At 61.8% G+C, this 15,253-nt stretch carries 8 protein-coding genes and 1 tRNA gene; 7 read left to right on the top strand and 2 right to left on the bottom strand.

Going from position 1 to position 15,253, the window contains the following annotated elements; all coding sequences use genetic code 11:
• Positions 1-50 precede the first annotated feature (50 nt).
• Entirely contained in the window at positions 51-4,388 is a 4,338-nt protein-coding gene (locus ACLIRY_RS12000) for a PAS domain-containing sensor histidine kinase (protein ID WP_413205624.1), read from the bottom strand.
• Between the two features lie 663 nt (positions 4,389-5,051).
• On the opposite strand from ACLIRY_RS12000, the gene ACLIRY_RS11995 reads away from it, so the two are divergent.
• From ACLIRY_RS11995 to ACLIRY_RS11970, 6 genes are all read left to right on the top strand, one after another.
• Complete coding sequence (locus tag ACLIRY_RS11995; protein WP_413205623.1) at positions 5,052-6,065, top strand: diguanylate cyclase; 1,014 nt, start codon at positions 5,052-5,054, stop codon at positions 6,063-6,065.
• Positions 6,066-6,332: 267 nt separating this feature from the next.
• Positions 6,333-7,256 (top strand): squalene synthase HpnC, encoded by a 924-nt coding sequence (hpnC, locus tag ACLIRY_RS11990; RefSeq protein WP_413205622.1) that lies wholly within the window; start codon positions 6,333-6,335, stop codon positions 7,254-7,256.
• Positions 7,253-9,313 carry a presqualene diphosphate synthase HpnD gene (gene hpnD, locus ACLIRY_RS11985; protein WP_413205621.1) on the top strand — a complete coding sequence of 687 codons (2,061 nt, stop codon included), beginning with the start codon at positions 7,253-7,255 and terminating at the stop codon, positions 9,311-9,313. The genes hpnC and hpnD overlap by 4 nt, the downstream gene beginning before the upstream one ends.
• Before the next feature lie 13 nt (positions 9,314-9,326).
• Entirely contained in the window at positions 9,327-10,607 is a 1,281-nt protein-coding gene (gene hpnE / locus ACLIRY_RS11980; RefSeq protein WP_413205620.1) for a hydroxysqualene dehydroxylase HpnE, read from the top strand.
• Between the two features lie 239 nt (positions 10,608-10,846).
• The gene (gene shc / locus ACLIRY_RS11975; RefSeq protein WP_413205619.1) at positions 10,847-12,817 is read left to right on the top strand and encodes a squalene--hopene cyclase; all 1,971 of its coding nucleotides are present in this window, start codon (positions 10,847-10,849) and stop codon (positions 12,815-12,817) included.
• Positions 12,818-12,876: 59 nt separating this feature from the next.
• Positions 12,877-13,602, top strand: coding sequence for a purine phosphorylase (locus ACLIRY_RS11970; protein ID WP_413205618.1), 726 nt, complete (start codon positions 12,877-12,879; stop codon positions 13,600-13,602).
• 269 nt (positions 13,603-13,871) lie between these two features.
• On the opposite strand, the gene ACLIRY_RS11965 is transcribed toward ACLIRY_RS11970, so the two are convergent.
• Positions 13,872-13,958 (bottom strand) — tRNA-Leu (locus tag ACLIRY_RS11965).
• Positions 13,959-14,279: 321 nt separating this feature from the next.
• Between ACLIRY_RS11965 and ACLIRY_RS11960 the strand changes: the two genes are divergently transcribed.
• On the top strand, positions 14,280-14,993 hold the full coding sequence (locus tag ACLIRY_RS11960) for a phosphatase PAP2 family protein (protein ID WP_413205617.1): 714 nt from the start codon (positions 14,280-14,282) through the stop codon (positions 14,991-14,993).
• Positions 14,994-15,253: the final 260 nt, after the last annotated feature.

Below are 15,253 nucleotides of genomic sequence, written 5' to 3'. Positions count from 1 at the left end.
GTTTCACTCCAAGCTGACCCCGTTTCACTCCAAGCTGATCCCGTTTCGCTCTAAGACAGCTTTTCCAATCGGGAGGGGGGTGTTCTCAGTCGTTCAGGAGGAAGGAAGACCGAGACCGTGGTCCCCTGTCCCAGGGTGCTTTCGATGGTCAGACGGCCCTGGTGGGCCTCGGTCAGTTTGCGGGTGAGGGGCAGCCCCAGGCCCGTGCCGCCCTGGTGGCGGGTGTAGGCGCTCTCTACTTGGCCAAAGGCTGTCATAGCCACACGGATACCGTCCTCGTCCATGCCGATGCCGGTGTCGGAGACCTTGAGAATGAGCCCTTTGGGAGTGGAGGGGGAGGCAGGACTTGGTTTCACCGTCACGGTCACAGTGCCTTCGTCCGGGGTGTACTTGACGGCATTGGACAGCAGGTTGATGAGGATCTGCTTGATCCGCAAGGGGTCACAGTAAATGGCTTCGGGGGCGTCGTTCAGGATCGTGTTCAGCGTGATCCGCTTCAGGGACGCCCGGGGAAGCACCATTTGAACGGCCACCTCTACCATGGCTTTGGGGGCGGCCCATTCCTCGTCCAGGCTCAGCTCTCCGGCTTCGATCTTCGACAGGTCGAGGATATCGCCGATGATGTCCAGGAGGTGACTGCCCGACTCGTTGATATTGCGGGCGTAATCCAGATAGGCCGGGTTTTCGACGGGGCCGAACATTTCATGCAGGATAATGTCGGAAAATCCGATGATGGCGTTCAATGGCGTGCGCAGTTCGTGGCTCATGTTGGCCAGGAACTCGCTTTTGGCATGGTTGGCCAGTTCCGCAGCCTCCTTGGCTTCGGCGAGCGTCCGTTCCCGGATCTTCAAATCCGTGATGTTCGTATGCAGGATCAGGGTGTACCCCCGCGCGGTGCGGCTTTCCCGGATCAAGAACCACGTGCCATCCCGGCGTTGGACCTCGAAGGGAGCTGGCTTGCCCCGGTGGAGCCTGGCACGCCAAGCGCTCCAGGCCTGGGGATCAGGATCCATCTGGGTGAAAACATTGGCTTCCATGGTGGCGCGGTTCAGATCCTGGAAGGTTACGCCCAATTTAAGGACGGAAGCCAGTTCCGGCATGGAAGCGGTGAAGGCGGAATTGGTCAGGACCAGACGGTCCCGGGCGTCGAACAGCAACAGTCCCTCCGACATCAATTCCGCCGCTTCGAGCATATGGGTCTCGGCGGTGCGGGCTCGCTCTTCCGCTTCCCGGCGTTGGGTGATGTCCTGGACATGGAGGACGAAATAGAGGGGATCGCCGTGGTCGTCGCGGACCAGGGAGCCCGCAGCATGGATCCATCCCCGGCTGGCGTCTCCTCGTAGGACCCGCCGTTCGACCGAGCAGTCTTCCCTGTCGCCTGTGACCATTGCCTCTAGGGAATCCTCTTGGTCGGATGCGTCTTGCCTTGTGTCGTCAAGGACATGGAGGTCCATCGCCAGCAGCTCATCCTGGCTCCGGGCAAGGATTCGGCAGAGCGCCCCATTGACCCGAACCAAGCCGCCCTCCAAGGAGAGGAGTGCGATGCCATGGACGGCACCGTCAAAGGCACCCCGCAGGCGGGCCTCGTTTTCCAAGAGCTGTTGTTCGGTTTCCCGCCGCTTGGTCACATCCCGGGCGTGGAGGGTCACGCCCATGGCTCCACCAGCACCGTCCACCACCGGGAAAATCACCACATCCATCCAGCGGTCCGCCCACCGTTCTTCATGGTTGATGGGCAGCATGGTGGTCATGACATCGCGGAACAGCCTTCGCCTCTCCAGGGCTTCGCGGTGGTCCAGGAAAGAATAGAACGTCTTGCCCGTGACCCGACGGATGGTCGACCCCAACAGTCGCGCCCCCGATCGATTGATGACACGGACCACGCCGTCGGCATCCAAAAGGCAAATGGCGTCAGTGGTTGCGTTAATCATGGACCGAAGCCGTGCTTCGTTGGCCGCCTGGGCCTCCTCCCACCGCTTGCGGTCGGAAATGTCCTGAACGAGGATCAGGACCTGGGACACCTGTTCGCTTCCCTCCCGAATGACACCAAGGGAAAGGCTAACCGCCAAGTATGAGCCGTCCTCCTTAAGCAGGCGCGTCTCGAGGCTCATACTGGACCCATCGATGGAATGGGAGAGGGCGCGGAACAGGTGGCCTTCCTTGGCCTGTTCGTCTGGGTGGATCCGGTCTTCCCAGGCCGTGTTGATCAGGTCCTTCTCCGTCGTGGCGAGCATGCGGGTCATCGCCCGGTTGGCGGCCACCCAGCGGCGGTTGCCGTCCAGCACGGCCATGCCCACAAGGTCCAGGTCGAACAGGGCCTGGAAGCGATCGGACAGCCGTTTGGCCCGGGATTCTGTTTCCAGATTGGCGCCAATGTCCCGGACGATGGCCAAAAGCCGCTTTTGGCCGTCTTCGAAATAGGCGCTGACCCGGATGTCTACGGGGAAGGTTGTGCCATCCTTGCGACGGTGGATGCCGTGGCGGTTGATCAAATCTCCAACGGCGTAACTCCGGATGTCGTGGATCAAGTCCTCGGGCTCCAGACTGATGTCCAATTGGTGGATGGGCATGGTCAGGAGTTCGGTGCGACTGTAGCCCGTTGCTTCGATCACCTGAGGGTTGATGTCGACGATGCGGCCTTCGGTCGACACGATGAAGACCATGTCTGCGGCGCCATCCAGCAGACTCCGTAGCTTGCTTTCGCTGGAGACGAGGGCGTTGGTCGCTTCCATCAAGTCCGTCACGTCCTGGCAAACGCCCTGTAGACCAGGTGGCCCACCCAGGGGGGAAGGCTGGACTTCCAGGATGGCGCGCAGATGGATCCGCCCCCTTGGCCCATTCAGTTGGAAGGTGAAGGAGCCCACCCCCGGACCGTTTTCACCCGCAATCGTGGGGTGGGTCAGGGCGCGTCGCAGGGAGCGAAGGACCCCTGGACGGTCATCGGCGGGAATGAGGCGAAGAATGGTTCTGGGGGAGACCGATTGCTCCGGCGCTGTCCCTGGCGTCAAACCCAGCAACCCGGCCATGGTTCGGGAGATTCGAAGCGACAAGATGTCCGGGTTCCAGGCCCAATAGCCGATGCCGCCGATCCGTTCTGCGGTCTTGGCCAGGCGCTCGGCGTCGCGGTCGGCTTCCCGCAGGGCATGGGCTTCGCTGATATCGACAATCAGCAGAGGTGTGCGGGAGGCGGCTTCCGGCCGGTTGGAGGGGGAGGACAGGGAGAGGAGAAGCCGCTTTGCCCGCACCTCTTCGGACCGGGAGTCGTCGGGCGAGGCCTCCAGAGGACGAACCGCCTGACCCGATCGAGCGAGGGTTAGAGCTTCGTGCAGGGCCGGGCGGTCTGCGGGGGAGATCAACTCTGAAAGCGAGGGAGGGCTGCCTTCGGGGCTTATCGGTTCCTTGTTCAGGCCGAACAGGGCGCGGGCCCGGTCATTCATGCCAACAATTCGAATATCTTCTGGCTTACCCAGGCTCAGGTCCACCTCCATCAGGCCGACCACTGGGTCTGTGAAAAGGGATAGATAGCGTGCGGCTTCAGCCCCGAGCCGGGCTCGTTCCCGTTCCCTCTGACGCTCCTGGGATATATCCCTGCCAACGGATTGGAAGCTGACGATTTTTCCATTGGCGTCGAGGATGGCCCGGCGGCGCCAGACGATTTCCTGGGTCCGTCTTGACGGGGCGTCGGCGAGTTCAAAGGACTCCTCGCCATCACGGACCAGCTCCTCTCCGGCGAAGGAGGACAGGTAGTCCAGGAAACGGATGCCCTCGTCCTCATCCAATAGATCGACCAGGCGGCGACCGATAAGCTCTGGTGCCGTTTTGCCCATGACCTTGGCGAAGGCCATGTTGACAAAGGTCACGGTAGTGTCGGGCAGGAACTGGCAGACCAATTCGGTTTGGGCGTCGAAGGCTTGGCGGTAACGGTCACGGCTTTGCTTGATGCGGCAGGCCAGGCATTTGGTATCGGTGACATCGGTGATGGTCAGCAGATGTCCCCCCAACTCCGCAGAGAAGGGGCCGAGGGAGAGCATCACGTCCAGGGTTGCGCCATCAATGCGGCGGATGACCCCGTCTCCTTGGAAGGGCAACAGCCCCTGGGCGATGATCCAGGGGAGGGGGCGGGGTCCTTGGGGGGAGCCTGCGTCGGCATGGAGGACGGGGCAGGGAAGGCCTGGCGAAATCTCGGGGGGACCTTCTGGGGTGCCGGAGTCCCCGCTTTCTCTGCGGGCCAGATCTGAGGAGATGGATGCCGTCACAAGGCGAACAAGGGCGGAGTTGGCGCCCAGCATCAGCCCGTCGGCGTTGATTACCGCAGCGGGGGCCGCCAAGGCATCCAAAACCGCCGACCGTATGGTGTTGCCCTCTGGACCGATGCCCTGCTCCCCCATATCGCTTCGGCTTCCCTCCAGAGAATGTGATTGAGCGTTGCCCAGCTTGAGTATTCTTCCCGTGGGAAGAATACTCAAGAATCAAAATTTTAGACCACGAGAGTCAAAGAGCCAACGCGATGATTGAGACGGATTCGATCCGGCCTTTTGGTTGCGCTTGCCACCTTCATTTGGGGAGAGCACCCTGTGTGGGGTATTCAGTATATTCAGAAGAGCTGTTTTGGGGGAAGCGCCTTTCGCGGAAGGAGAAGTCGGCATATTCTGGAATGCCAAGACATCGGGGAAACCGGCAAGTGGTAAAAGCCGTTGGGAATGAAACCTAATCTTATGGACTATAGCGGCAATGATCGAAGGCCGGAAACGCGGAGTTCCAAAATGAAGAAGCTGGGGCGGGCGTTTCACGGATCTGAACAGAGGCCGAAGGGCCATCAGGCGTTTCTCGTGGTGGCGGGGACTGTTCTGACAGTTGTGACCATTCTGACGGGGCTGATGGGACCGCCTGGAAGTGGTCCCGGTCAAGCCATGGGGGCTGTGCGGTCGGACATCTCTGTGGCCGATTTACCCCCTGTCGATGACGTCCGCCCTCTCACCGGAAGTCCTTCAGAAAGGGTGACTCCCAGCTTCACGCCCCAATCGGACCCGGGGGGCAGGAGGGAGGTGTCTATGAATCCTGCGCTTGAGGGCGTGGCTCCTCCCCCGGTCTTCTGGGGGAGCGATCCATTGGTGCTTGGGGGGATTGGGGGGGGCATTCTTGCTGCCCTTGTGGCTTTGGTCTTGGTGGTTCGCCATCAGGTGGCGCTCGTCTCTGATACCCGGAAAGATCTGAGGGAAACCCGAGGCCGATTCAGGGCACTGTTTGAAAACGTGCACGAAGGGGTTCTTATCAGTCGGGATGGCGAGATTCTGGAGGCCAATCCGGCCATGGAAATTCTATCCGGACGCCCGAGACAGGCGTTGATTGGGTCTTTGGTGACCGACCTTGTTGATGTTGCGGATCGGGAAACGGTTGTGGGGCGTATCCTGTCCGGGGATGAAAATCCGGCCATGGTCACCTTGCTTGGTCCCGATGGCGCACGCCTGCCCGTGGAGGCCCGGGCCAAGGGGGTGATCTATGCCGATGGTGCGGCGCGCATGACCACCATCCGGGACATGTCCGCCCGCATGCGTCTGGAAGACCGGATGCGGCGACTCGCAACGGTGGACACCATTTCCGAATGCCTCAACCGGCGGGCCTTCCTGGATCAGGCGGAAATGGAATTCGAACGGTTCCGCCGCTATGGCCGAACCCTGTCCGTGGTGATGGTCGACGTGGACGACTTGCGGGGCATCAACACCAGGGAGGGGTATCGGGCCGGGGACGCGGTTCTGCGCCATTTGGTCCGCCGCTGTGACGCCCTTTTGCGGGTCTCCGATGCGGTGGGCCGCTATGGGGGGGCGGAATGCGCCATGCTGCTGCCCGAAACGCCGTTGGCCGGAGCCATGAATGTGGGCGGTCGCCTTTGTGCCGACGTTCGGGTTGATGGGGCACCCTACCAGGAAAAGGTGATTGCCTATGAGGTCCATGTCGGCGTGGCGGAGGTGAGCCCCGGCGATACCTCGGTCATCGCTGCCTTGGAGCGTTCGGAAATAGCCATGCGGCGCGCCAAGAAGGAAGGGCAAGACATGCTCGTCGGCTAGAGTGAAACGGGGCCAGCTTGACTCAAGCTGATCCAGTTTCGCTCTCATCTGATAAATTTTAGCGGGCTCCCCTGAGGACCGAATGAGGGAGAGGGGGGGGGACGGCTTGAAAATGGCAGGTCGGTGGGTGGTTGGCGGGGTGGCGTGGTGGGACGCCCCGTGGTACATCCTCCCCGATTTTCCGCGTCTTACCCTTCGATCTGGCCCTCCGATCTGGCCCCCGGACGAGGTCGAGGCCGAGCCCTTTGTCAGAGAAGATCACGCGCCATGACCGTCCCTTCCCCCTCCGTTTCCCCCGACACTGCGTCCTTGCCCGTCGAGGTGTCTTCGGGCAAGGACGCCGACTACGAGAATTTCCCCGTGGGGTCGATCCTGTTGCCCGCGCGTCTGCGGCCCCATGTGGCCCGCTTCTACGCCTTCGCTCGGGCCATTGACGACATCGCCGATGCCCCGGAGCTCCTTCCGGAAGAGAAGTTGGCCCGCTTGGACGGATTCGAGGCTGCGGTCACTGGACGGGAGACCGTCGATCCGGCCTATGTCAAAGCCCACGCCATGCATCAAAGTTTGGTTGAGACCGGTGTTTCCGACCGCCATTGTGTGGATTTGATCCGTGCCTTCAAACGTGACGCGATCAAGAGCCGGACCCACGATTGGGCGGATCTGATGGAGTACTGCCTGCTGTCCGCCGCGCCCGTTGGTCGTTATCTGATTGACCTGCATGGGGGGGCCCGGTCCGGCTATGTGTATTCCGATGCCCTGTGCAATGCCCTGCAGGTGATCAATCATCTGCAGGATTGCCAGGACGATTACCGGACTCTGGACCGGGTCTACCTGCCTGAAGACTGGATGGTCGCAGAAGGGGTCTCGGTCGAGGCCCTGGACGCGTCGACCAGTTCTCCGGCCCTAAGGCGGGTGATTGATCGCTGCCTGGAGGGAACCCGGATGCTGTTGGAAGACGCCAAGGCTGCGCCAGGCGATATTGTGGATCGGCGCCTGGGGTTGGAAACGTCGGTCATCGTGGACATTGCCCTGGCCCTGACGGCGAAGCTGTCCCGCCAGGACCCCCTGGCCACACGGGTGAAACTGTCCAAGGGCGAGACGGCGTTTTGTGCGGTGAAGGGCGTTTGGCGTGGCCTCTTCCGTTCCAGCGCTCCGGGGCAAAGGGAACAAAGCCAGGGAGCTGCAAAATGAGCAGTCTGACCCTTCTTGCGCTTCTGTCCCTGGTTGCCTGGGCCGGAGTTCTGGTCAGTCGTCGGGGGTTTTGGTTGTGCGACCAACGGTTGGACAAACAGTCCACCACGCCGGGGCTGCCGCCCGAGGTGGTCGTGGTCATCCCAGCCCGGGATGAAGCGCCGACCATTGGCGAGACGGTGCGCTCCCTGTTGAACCAAAGTTATCCGGGCAAGCTGCGGATGATCGTTGTGGACGACAACAGCACTGACGGCACGGCCAAAGCCGCCCGGGATGGGGCTGTCCTTGTGCCCGATGGACCGGACCGGTTGACCGTGATTTCGGGCAAGCCCTTGGAAGCCGGTTGGTCAGGCAAGCTCTGGGCCTTGCACCAGGGCCTCAGCGCCATTCCTGAGGTCTTGCCCGGGGCCAGCTATGTGCTGTTCACCGACGCCGATATCGAGCATGCGCCGGGCAATATCGCCCGCTTGGTCTCCCAATGCGAGCGCAAGGGGCTGGCCATGGCCTCATTGATGGTCAAGCTGCGCTGCCGCTCCCTCTGGGAACGGCTGTTGATTCCCGCCTTCGTCTTCTTCTTCCAGAAGCTCTATCCCTTCCCCCAGGTCAATGACCCCAAGAACCCGATGGCGGGAGCGGCGGGGGGCTGCATCCTGGCCCGTCGGTCGAGCCTGGAGGCTATCGGGGGTGTCTCCGCCATTCGGGGCGCCTTGATCGACGACTGCACCTTGGCTGCGCGCTTGAAGGAAACCGGCCCCATCTGGCTGGGATTGGCCGGTCGCACCCGGTCCCTGCGCCCCTATGACGATCTGTGGGATGTCTGGAGCATGGTGGCCCGTACGGCCTATGTGCAATTGCGCCACTCCCCCTTGCTGCTGACCGGTTCTGTCCTGGGCATGACTCTGATATATCTGGTCCCGCCTCTGGCCGTGGTTCTGGGGGTGATCCAGGGCGACTGGTCGGCCCTGGTCGCCGGTTTGGTCGGTTGGCTTGGCATGGCGGTACTCTACCGCCCCACCTTGAAGCTCTACCGCCAATCCATGGTCATGGGCGTGCTGCTGCCCGTCGCGGCCTTCCTCTACACGCTGATGACCCTGGATTCCGCCCGCCGCCATTACGCTGGTCGGGGGGGCGAGTGGAAGGGGCGGGCCTATTCGGTTCCGGGGCATGGTGACGCAGGCAGCGAAACCGGTCCCGAGCCTCCCGCCGTCGCGCCAGAGGATCTGGATGCCCATGTGGAGGCCATTACCCGGGCCTCTGGCACGTCTTTTTTCCGGGCCATGCGCATTTTGCCCGAAGAACGCCGCCGGGCCATGTATGCAATTTATGCCTTTTGCCGGGTGGTCGACGATATCGCCGACAATCCGGGGGAAGAGTCGGTGAAGCGGGCGCAACTCGCCCAATGGCGCGACGAGATCGAGGCCTTGTATGACGAGGGGCGAAAGCCCACCCTGCCAGTCGCCCAGGCGTTGGATTTGAAGATCCGCCGGTTCGGGATGCGCAAGGAGGATTTCCTGGCGGTCATCGACGGCATGGAAACCGATGCCGGTCCCTCTGTTCGGATCAAGGACATGGACGACCTGGAGCTTTACTGCGACCGGGTGGCCTGCGCCGTGGGGCGGTTGAGCAACCGGGTTTTCGGCGTCGACCCGGCCCTGTCGGACGATGTCGCCCGCCATACGGGGCTGGCGCTCCAACTGACCAATATTCTGCGCGATGTGGTCGAGGATGCGGGGCGGAATCGCTTGTACCTGCCGGAAAGTCGTCTGAAGGTCCACGGTCTGAACGCCTTCGGCGATTTGGGGCATCTGATCGGCCATCCCGCCACGGCCAAGGTCTGCGCCGAACTGGCGAGCAAGGCCCAGCACGAGTTCAAAGAGGCCGATCGGGTCCATGCCCTCTGTGATCGCAAGGTGGTGCGTCCGGCGATCCTGATGAAGGAAGCCTATCGCCTGATTCTGGAGGCCCTGTTGGTCCGGGGGTGGAAGCATTTGGACAAGCCGGTGTCCATCTCCAAGGCGGCGAAAATCTGGGTGGCCATCCGCCACGGATATTTGTGAGGGGCCAGTTTCCATGACAGAAGCACGCTCCGCCGCCCCGTCGCGGCGTGTTCATGTGGTGGGCGCGGGGATGGCCGGCTTGGCCTGTGCCGTGCGTTTGACCGCCAAGGGCGTTCCGGTCTCCCTATGGGAAGGCGCCGGACAGGCAGGGGGCCGATGCCGCTCCTTCCACGACGCGACCTTGGATCGCCATATCGACAACGGCAATCACCTGCTGCTCTCCGGCAATCGGGCCGTGGGGGAGTTCCTGGCCACGATTGGCGCCCCTGCGGATGTCTTGGCGGGGCCGGAGCGGGCCAGCTTCCCCTTTCTCGACCTCTCCACGGGAGAGCGCTGGGTGGTGAGGCCCTCGGCTGGCCTGATCCCCTGGTGGGTGTTCTCCCCCAGGACCCGCATTCCGGGAACGGCGATCGGTGAGTACCTGGCCGGAATTCGCCTGGCCCGGGCCAAGCCGGGGGACACCATTGCCGAGCTGTTCGACACCGGGAGTCCCCTCTACAAGCGGTTCTGGGAACCGTTGACTATCGCCGCCCTGAACACCGACCCGGAGGAGGCCGCGGCCGAACTACTCTGGCCGGTGATCCAGGAAACCTTCGGCAAGGGCGAGGCCGCCTGCCGTCCCCGCTATGCCCCCGACGGCCTGAGTGCCGCCTTCGTTGATCCGGCCTTGGCTTGGCTGGCGGGCCGGGGGGCGAAGATCACCCTCAAGCGCCGTCTGTCAGGGGTGGAGTTTCAGGGAGACCGTGTCGGTTCCCTGTTGTTCGGGAGCGAGCGAGTTGTTGTGGAAGAGGGAGAGGCCGTGGTCCTGGCCTTGCCGCCCGCCGGGGTCGCGGGGCTTCTGCCGGACCTGGATCTGCCGGACCAATACCGGGCCATCGTCAATGTGCATTACCGCCTGGATCACGCGCCGAAGGGCTTTGTCTCGCCCCTGGGGATTCTGGGGGGGACGGCGGAATGGCTGTTCGTTCGGGGGGATATCGCCTCGGTCACCGTCAGTGCTGCCGATGCTTTGGCCGAGGTCGATGCCGGGGAGGTGATCGCCCGGGTCTGGCGGGATGTCGCCCGGGCCTTGAATCTTGATCCGGCGAGCCCGGCGCCGTTGGCCCGGGTGATCAAGGAAAAACGGGCGACCTTTGCCCAGACGCCCGGGCAGGTGGCCAAGCGACCCGAGGCGCGGACTCGCTGGCGGAATTTGGCTTTGGCCGGAGACTGGACGAATACGGGCTTGCCCGCAACCATCGAAGGGGCTATGCGTTCCGGTGAATCCGCTGCCGTTGCGGTCGATTCTCGGTAGGCCTTGAATAAGGACCTGATCTTCCTATTGGTATAAGACCTTGTGGAAGTGAGAGTTTTAGGAAGGAGTGTGTTGGGGAAGGCACAGTGGGGCGCTGAATGTTGCAGTGCACCAAGGGTCTACTTGACTCAATGCCGTCTTTTCTTCACAAAGGGCCCTTGGCGTTTGACAGGTTTTCGAAATAAGAAACTCTGCGCGCAGAATATTTTTTCAGTTCGTACAGTTAGAGAGTGGGGCACATGGACGCGACCTTAGACCCGAGGGAATTGGGGGCGCCGTTTGCTGGTGTGGATGGTATCGACCGCAGTGATCTGGATGCCATTATCTCCGAGGCCAGCGGATGGCTGGGCGAGCGCCAGAATGGCGACGGACACTGGGTGTTCGAGTTGGAGGCGGATGCCACGATTCCCGCCGAATACATTCTGCTGAACCATTTCCTGGACGAGATCGACGACGCGCGCGAAGCGCGGTTGGCCAACTATTTGCGCCGTATCCAGGGCTCCCACGGGGGATGGCCCCTGTTCCACGACGGCGATTTTGACATGTCGGCCAGCGTGAAGGCCTATTACGCATTGAAGATGGTGGGCGACCATGTGGACGCCCCCCATATGGTCCGCGCCCGGCACGCCATTCTGGCCCATGGTGGGGCGGAACGGACCAACGTTTTTACCCGCTTCACCCTGGCCATGTTCGAGCAGGTGCCTTGGCGTGCCTGTCCCGTGACCCCGGTGGAAGCCATGCTGCTGCCCAAGTTCGCACCCTTCCACTGGACCAAGGTCAGCTATTGGTCGCGGACGGTGATGACGCCGTTGATGATACTCTATTCGCGGCGGGCCAAGGCGATCAATCCCCGGGGCGTGGGTATCCGTGAGCTGTTCCGCCGGGATCCGGAGATCATCCGCGATTGGATGAAAAATGCCGCCGGGCATTGGATTGCCGAATCGCTGATCCACATTGACAAGATTCTGCGGATCGTCGAGCCGCCAGTGCACTGGCTGTTCCAGAAGAAGGCCGAGGCCTGGGCTCTGGATTTCATCGAGACGCGCCTGAACGGCAAGGATGGACTGGGTGCCATCTATCCGGCCATGGCCAATGTTCTGATGGTTTATCAAACCCTGGGTCTGTCGAAGGACGATCCCAAGTACAAGATCGCCCGGGAGTCTGTGGACCTGCTGTGCGTCGTCCATGGGGAGGAAGAGTATGTCCAACCCTGCGTCTCGCCGGTTTGGGATACCTGTTTGGCCAGCCATGCCATGCAGGAAGCGGGATTGACGGCAGCGGATTCGGAAGTGGCCAAGTCCAATGAATGGCTGCGCGACCGGCAGATCCTGGATGTGGTTGGCGACTGGGAGCACAATCGCGGTCACCTGCGCCCCGGCGGCTGGGCTTTCCAGTATAACAATGACTATTATCCGGATGTGGATGATACGGCGGTGGTCGTCATGGCCCTGGCCCGCTCCCAAGAGGACGAGGCCAACCGGGAGGCCATCGCCCGGGCCGAGGAATGGATTGTCGGCATGCAGTCCTCTAACGGGGGGTGGGGGGCGTTTGACGCCGAAAACCAGCACGACCTCCTCAACTACATTCCCTTTGCCGACCATGGCGCCTTGCTGGATCCGCCCACGGTCGATGTTTCGGCCCGCTGCATCGGGATGCTGGCCCAACTGGGGCGCAAGAAGGACGATCCCGTTGTTGCCAGGGGGATGAACTACCTGTGGCGGGAGCAGGAAGAGGACGGCTCTTGGTTCGGGCGCTGGGGCACCAATTACATCTATGGCACCTGGTCGGCGCTCAATGCCATCAACGCCGTGGATTGGGATATGACGGACCCGCGCGTCCAGAAGGCCGTGACCTGGCTGAAATCCCGCCAGCAGCCGGACGGCGGCTGGGGTGAGGATTGTGCCAGCTATTGGAAAGAGCGTAAGGACGAGGTGAAGGGGTCCACGCCCAGCCAGACTTCATGGGCGCTGTTGGGTCTGATGGCTGCGGGCGAGGTGGACAGCCCGGAGGTCGAGCGTGGCATCCAATATCTGATGAACGCCCCCCGGAATGGCGGAAAATGGGAAGAGGAGCTTTATAACGCCGTTGGCTTCCCGCGTATTTTCTACCTGCGCTACCATGGCTACTCGGCCTATTTCCCCCTGTGGACATTGGCTCGTTACCGCAACTTGACCAGCGGCAACAGCAAGCGCACCATTCATGGAATCTGAGGGTTCGGATCGCGCCGCTTTTGGACGGTCATGCGCCCCGATAGAAGGGGAGCGGAAAGATGTCCACGTCGGTCGGTGCGAAACGACTCCATTACAATGACCGTTCTCTGACCACTTTGGGGGTGGTGACCGGGCTGGCAATGGAGGCAGCCCTGGTTCCGGTTGGCACCAGCCCCCGCTTGATTGCCCATTGCGCCGGTCCTGGTCCAGCGGCTGCGGCCAAGGCCGCCTGGCACCTCCTGGAAAAGGGGTGCGAAGGCTTGGTGAGTTATGGGACGGCGGGGGGGCTGGATCCGGCCTTGGCCTCCGGCACGCTGGTTTTGGCGACAGAGATCCTGGGGCTTCGTGGGAGTCTGCCGCTCCCTCTGGATAGTATCGCCCGGGCCGCCCTGCGCGAGACTTGCGAGCGACGGGGCATTCCCCACGCCGAGGGAGCCTTGCTCGGGTCCGACACCGCTATTCTCTCTCCGAAAGACAAGGCCGCTCTTTTCCAGGAGACGGGTGCCCTGGCCGTGGATATGGAAAGCCACCGCGTTGCGGAGATCGCCCAGGATGCGGGGTTACCGTTCCTTGCGGTGCGCGTGGTGGCCGACCCGGCGAATCGGACGGTGCCCTCCTGGGCCCTCAAGGGCGTCGATGCCAAGGGTGAGACCCGGGCGCTTCCCATCCTGTTGGCGGTGTTGATGGCGCCTTGGCGGATCCCTGCGCTCATCCACCTCGCCAAGGATAGTGCTCGGGCGTCCACGACGCTGGAGGCGGCGGCGAAGGAAGGCTTTCGAGTGTAAAGCAAAGCGCGAGAGTATTTATATATACCCCGTCTCCTTGAAAAACCGAAAAACGCGGGGCGTTGCCCCGCCCCCAACCGGGGCCTGAGGCCCCGGACCCCCATTCGTTTTTCACCCAATGGGATCAAAGGGTCCGTGATCCTTTGCGGGTCTGGGCAGAGCCCAGGAACTGCGAAGCAGGGGTTCCGGATTTTCAAGGACACAGAGTATAGTTGGAGTGAAACGGGATCAGCTTGACTCATGCTGATCCCGTTTCACTCCAAGAGCTCTGGTCCGGGCAGCCGGACTTGAACCGGCACGACCTTGCGGTCGAGAGATTTTAAGTCTCTTGCGTCTACCAATTCCGCCATGCCCGGACAAAGGGCTTTCCCCGAAAGCATCTTCGGAGAAAACGAAAAAACGCGGATCGGACGCTACATCCTTCGGCAACCCAACGCAAGGTCGCGTGTTTCCAAAAATTCAGTAAACTGCGGATCCTCGCAGCGTTCGCCTGGAGTGAAACGGGATCGGCTTGGCTCAAGCCGATCCCGTTTCACTCTGGTTATATGGATTTTAGAATGCCTAGGAGGCCAAGTTGGCCTCCTAGGCATTCTAGTGAGGTTATTGTTCGTGTCCGGTCTCGGTGGTAGCTTGCGCACCCTCAGACACCTTCTCCTGCCCTCAGCCGGAATCTCACCATGTCCCTGACCTGTTCCCGCCGTGCCTGCTCCAAGCTCCGCGCCCATGGGGCTTGGCTGCGCGTTCATCCCCTGTTGGGCCTGTTCCTCTACCTCAGTGTTTTTTGTCTTTTTCTCATGGTCTTTGTCGATAAACCCTTGGAGCTATATCTGAAGGCCAATGTCCATGGCCATGTGGAGGGGTTCTTCAAAGTCATCACCAATTTGGGAGGGGGGATGTTCTGGTATCTGGGGGCGATTCTGGGCACCGTCGTTTGCTTTGTCGGGGCTCAGATGGCCTTGACGACGGAGGTCCATAGCCGTCTCCTTTCCTGGGCACGGTCCTGGGCTTTTCTGCTAGCGGCCATCGCCTCGTCCGGTCTGGTGGTGACCATGCTGAAGCATGTCTTCGGTCGCCTGCGGCCCCGACACCTCTTCGATCAGGGGCTTTATGGGTTCGAGCCCTTCAGTCTGGCGTCAGGGGCGAACTCCTTTCCTTCGGGCCATTCCCAGACCATTTGCGCGGCCATGGCGGCGTTGACGGTGCTCTTCCCCCGTCATGGCATCTGGTTTGCCGTGATCGCTTTTTTGGTGACCCTTAGTCGGTTGATGACCACCGTCCACTTCCTCAGCGATACTCTGATGGGGGCCTATATCGGCGTGGCCGCGGCCATTCTGCTGAAACCCCTGTTCGAAGCGGGTGGGCACGACCTCAAGATCGGCAAACCGCGCTAGAGTGAAATGGGGCCAGCTTGGAACAAGCTGGCCCCATTTCACTCTAATTATATAGAGTTTAGAGTGCCTCGCTTGATTGGTGTCTCGTGTTTTTTGGGCAATAGTCCAAGCCCATTTGGGGGCTGGGGCCTTTCGGTCCCAGCCTCGCCAAAGAGGGGGGGGGCGGGGTAAAGCCCCGTGACGGGAACCCCCCCACTGTCGTGTACAGTGTCATGATCTCGGTATAGTCTAGGGTTTTGTTTCATCCCCTTTTTGCGCAA

Source organism: Rhodospirillum sp. A1_3_36, from assembly GCF_047263945.1.
Taxonomy (GTDB): domain Bacteria; phylum Pseudomonadota; class Alphaproteobacteria; order Rhodospirillales; family Rhodospirillaceae; genus Rhodospirillum.
The sequence above is the reverse complement of the archived record's forward strand: the minus strand, read 5'-3'. Positions and strand labels throughout refer to the sequence as shown.

Excerpts from the sequence above, each read along its gene's own strand:
- ACLIRY_RS12000 (WP_413205624.1), bottom strand. The coding sequence starts at position 4,388 with ATGGGGGAGCAGGGCATCGGTCCAGAGGGCAACACCATACGGTCGGCG.
- ACLIRY_RS11995 (WP_413205623.1), top strand. The coding sequence starts at position 5,052 with ATGAATCCTGCGCTTGAGGGCGTGGCTCCTCCCCCGGTCTTCTGGGGG.
- hpnC (WP_413205622.1), top strand. The coding sequence starts at position 6,333 with ATGACCGTCCCTTCCCCCTCCGTTTCCCCCGACACTGCGTCCTTGCCC.
- hpnD (WP_413205621.1), top strand. The coding sequence starts at position 7,253 with ATGAGCAGTCTGACCCTTCTTGCGCTTCTGTCCCTGGTTGCCTGGGCC.
- hpnE (WP_413205620.1), top strand. The coding sequence starts at position 9,327 with ATGACAGAAGCACGCTCCGCCGCCCCGTCGCGGCGTGTTCATGTGGTG.
- shc (WP_413205619.1), top strand. The coding sequence starts at position 10,847 with ATGGACGCGACCTTAGACCCGAGGGAATTGGGGGCGCCGTTTGCTGGT.
- ACLIRY_RS11970 (WP_413205618.1), top strand. The coding sequence starts at position 12,877 with ATGTCCACGTCGGTCGGTGCGAAACGACTCCATTACAATGACCGTTCT.
- ACLIRY_RS11960 (WP_413205617.1), top strand. The coding sequence starts at position 14,280 with ATGTCCCTGACCTGTTCCCGCCGTGCCTGCTCCAAGCTCCGCGCCCAT.